This is a genomic window from Streptomyces sp. UNOB3_S3, from assembly GCF_020740895.1.
Taxonomy (GTDB): Bacteria; Actinomycetota; Actinomycetes; order Streptomycetales; family Streptomycetaceae; genus Streptomyces.
The window spans coordinates 1-3314 of the sequence record NZ_JAILXP010000554.1; the positions used below are offsets into that span (position 1 = coordinate 1).

The window sequence follows — 3314 nt, forward strand, 5'->3', positions numbered from 1 at the left end:
TGGCGGGGGCGGGGGCCGCGTCCTGGCCCTCGGCCGGCGGTTCCTCGCTCGTCACCGGCGGTTCCTCGCCCGCCGCCGGCCGTTCCTCGCTCGTCACGGTCTCGGCACCCCCGTCGGGGAGGCGAGATGGAGGCGGGTGTACGCCAGGGCCTCGGCCAGGTCCGCCTCCCGCTCGGCGGCGGACATGGCCCGGCGGGTGTTGACCTCGATCACGATGTGCCCGTCGAAACCGCTCGTCGCCAGGCGCTCCAGCACCTCGGCGCAGGGCTGGCTGCCGCGTCCGGGGACGAGGTGCTCGTCCTTCGCGGAGCCGTTGCCGTCGGCGAGGTGGATGTGGGCGAGCCGGTCGCCCATCCGGTCGATCATCTGGAGGGCGTCCGTGCGGGCCGTCGAGGTGTGCGACAGGTCGACCGTGAAGTGGCGGTAGTCGTCCTTGGTGACGTCCCAGTCGGGCGCGTAGGCGAGCATCTCGCGGTCGCGGTAGCGCCAGGGGTACATGTTCTCGACGGCGAACCGGACGTCGGTCTCGCCCGCCATCCGCCACAGCCCCTGGACGAAGTCCCGCGCGTAGGAGCGCTGCCAGCGGAACGGCGGGTGGACGACGACGGTGCTCGCGCCCAGCTTCTCCGCCGCCGCGCGGGCGCGCTGGAGCTTGACCCACGGGTCGGTCGACCAGACGCGCTGGGTGATCAGAAGACAGGGGGCGTGGACGGCCAGGATGGGCACCTGGTGGTAGTCGGACAGCCGGCGCAACGCGTCGATGTCCTGGCTGACCGGGTCGGTCCACACCATGACCTCGACACCGTCGTAACCCAGCCGGGCGGCGATCTCGAAGGCCGTCGCCGTCGACTCGGGGTAGACCGATGCCGTGGACAGCGCGACCTTCGCATCCGGAATGCGCACCACTGGCTCTGTCACGAGGGACAGCGTATGCCCGCCCCTCCGGCGGCGGGCAGGTGGTTCCGTACGACGCGTACGTCGGGTACGTCACGGTGGGACACGGTGGGACGGACCGGGCCGCCCCACCGGTGGTCCGCTCAGCCCGTGGGCAGGTGGTCCAGGCGGCGCAGGATCACGCCCTCGCGCAGCGCCCACGGGCAGATCTCGACCTCCTCCAGGCCGAACAGCTCCAGCGCCGCCTCCGCCACGAGCGCGCCCGCGAGCAGTTGCGGCGCGCGGCCGTCGGAGACCCCGGGGAGCCTGGAGCGCTGGGCGGTGTTCATCGTGGCCAGCTTGGGCACCCACTCCTCCAGGGCCTTCCGGCTGAGCGTGCGCTGGGTGTACAGGCCCTCGGCGGAGCGGGCCGCGCCCGCGATCCGGGCGAGCTGCTTGAAGGTCTTGGACGTGGCGACGGCGTGGTCGGGCGGGCCGAGGCGGGCGAAGTCGCCGACGGTGCGGGCGATCTCGGTGCGCACATGGCGGCGGAGCGCCCGGACGTCCGAGGAGTCGGGCGGATCGCCGGGGAGCCAGCCCTTGGTGAGGCGGCCGGCGCCGAGGGGGAGGGAGGCGGCCGCGTCGGGCTCTTCGTCGTGGCCGACGGCGATCTCCAGGGAGCCACCGCCGATGTCGAGGACAAGGAGTTTTCCGGACGACCAGCCGAACCAGCGGCGGGTGGCGAGGAAGGTCAGCCGGGCCTCCTCCGCGCCGGTGAGGACGGGCAGCGTGACGCCGGTCTCCTGCAGGACGCGGGTGAGGACGGTGTCGGCGTTGGAGGCCTCGCGGACGGCCGAGGTGGCGAAGGGGAGCACTTCCTCGACGCCCTTGTCCTCGGCGGCCTGGAGCGCCTCCTGGATCACGCCGATGAGCCGCTCTATCCCGGCGTCACTGATCGCGCCGGACTCGTCCAGCAGCTCGGCGAGGCGCAGCTCGGTCTTGTGGGAGTGGGCGGGCAGCGGGCGGGCACCGGGGTGCGCGTCGACCACCAGCAGGTGGACCGTATTCGAACCCACGTCGAGGACACCGAGTCTCATGGCCTGAACGCTACTGCGGTGGCCCGGGGCACTTAGGCTTGAGGGGTGGCGAAGACGAAGAAGGCCAAACCGGACAAAGAGCGGGAAAGAGCCTCCAGCAAGCAGTTCAAGGGCACCGGTAAGGCCGACAAGCCCGACGTGAAGACGGGCACCGGTAAGGGCTCGAAGGCGGAAAAGCTCGGGTCCAAAGTGGTGAAAGCCGCCAAGTCGGCCCCGGTGTCCGACGAGGTCGGGCTCGACTTCGCCCGTGCCTGGGTCGAATTCCCCGACCCGTCCGACGACGAGCAGGTCTTCCGCTGCGATCTGACCTGGCTGACCTCCCGCTGGACCTGTGTCTTCGGCGACGGCTGCCAGGGCATCCGGGCCGGGCGCGCCGCCGACGGCTGCTGCACGCTGGGCGCGCACTTCTCGGACGAGGAGGACGAGCAGCGGGTCGCCGGGCACGTGGCGCGGCTCACGCCGGACATCTGGCAGTTCCACGACGAGGGCACGGACTCCGGGTGGACGCAGCTCGACGAGGACGGCGAGCGGCAGACCCGGCGCTGGAAGGGCTCCTGCATCTTCCAGAACCGGCCCGGCTTCGAGGGCGGCGCGGGCTGCTCCCTGCACATCCTGGCGCTGCGGGAGGGCCGCGAACCGCTGGAGACGAAACCGGACGTGTGCTGGCAGCTGCCGGTGCGGCGTACGTACGACTGGATCGACCGGCCGGACGACACACAGGTGCTCCAGGTGTCGATCGGCGAGTACGACCGGCGGGGCTGGGGCCCGGGCGGGCACGACCTCCACTGGTGGTGCACGTCGGCGCGGTCCGCGCACGTGGGTGCGGACCCGGTGTACGTGTCGTACCGGGCGGAGCTGGTGGAGCTGATGGGTGAGCAGGGGTACGCGCGGCTGGTGAAGCTGTGCGAGGAGCGGATGGCTTCACTGCTGCCGATGGCTCCGCATCCGGCGGACAGCCGGCCCTGACTGTGACCCGCCGGGTGCGGCCCGGTGGGTGGGCACGAACCGGTCAGTGCGTCGGCGGTGGCGTCGTCGGCGGGTAGGTCGATTGAGTCGGCGTCGGGGTCGGGCGGGGGGTGCCGCAGCCCTCGATGGTGACGACCGTGCCGCCCGGGGCGATGGCCACCCGGGCGGTCCAGGGGCCCGCGGGCTCCCTGCTGTGGTCGACGATCACCGTGACCGTCACGGACTGCCCCGGGCGCAGCACTCCCCCGGGCTGGCTCAGCCGCAGCCAGGGCGCCCCGGCGGACATCGACCAGCTGACCGGTTCGCCGCCGTCGGCGGTGAGCCTGATGAGCGTGGCCGTGCCGCTGGGCTGTGCCTCGACCGTCAGCCGGCCGGGAC

Annotated in this window: 3 protein-coding genes and 1 pseudogene; 1 reads left to right on the plus strand and 3 read right to left on the minus strand. The window is 72.5% G+C overall.

Annotated elements, in window-relative coordinates:
• Nucleotides 1-93: 93 nt before the first annotated feature.
• Together K6I33_RS33465 and K6I33_RS33470 are read right to left on the minus strand one after the other, a co-directional pair.
• Nucleotides 94-918, minus strand: a complete 825-nt coding sequence (locus K6I33_RS33465) for a sugar phosphate isomerase/epimerase (RefSeq protein ID WP_229358510.1) — start codon at nt 916-918, stop codon at nt 94-96.
• A gap of 119 nt (nt 919-1037) precedes the next feature.
• Nucleotides 1038-1970, minus strand: a complete 933-nt coding sequence (locus tag K6I33_RS33470) for a Ppx/GppA phosphatase family protein (protein WP_229358512.1) — start codon at nt 1968-1970, stop codon at nt 1038-1040.
• 45 nt (nt 1971-2015) lie between these two features.
• Here K6I33_RS33470 and K6I33_RS33475 point away from each other — a divergent pair, with 45 nt between their 5' ends.
• Nucleotides 2016-2936 (plus strand): hypothetical protein, encoded by a 921-nt coding sequence (locus K6I33_RS33475; protein ID WP_229358514.1) that lies wholly within the window; start codon nt 2016-2018, stop codon nt 2934-2936.
• Nucleotides 2937-2979: 43 nt separating this feature from the next.
• Here K6I33_RS33475 and K6I33_RS33480 read toward each other — a convergent pair.
• Nucleotides 2980-3314: pseudogene (locus K6I33_RS33480) on the minus strand (sigma-70 family RNA polymerase sigma factor); the annotation flags it as partial.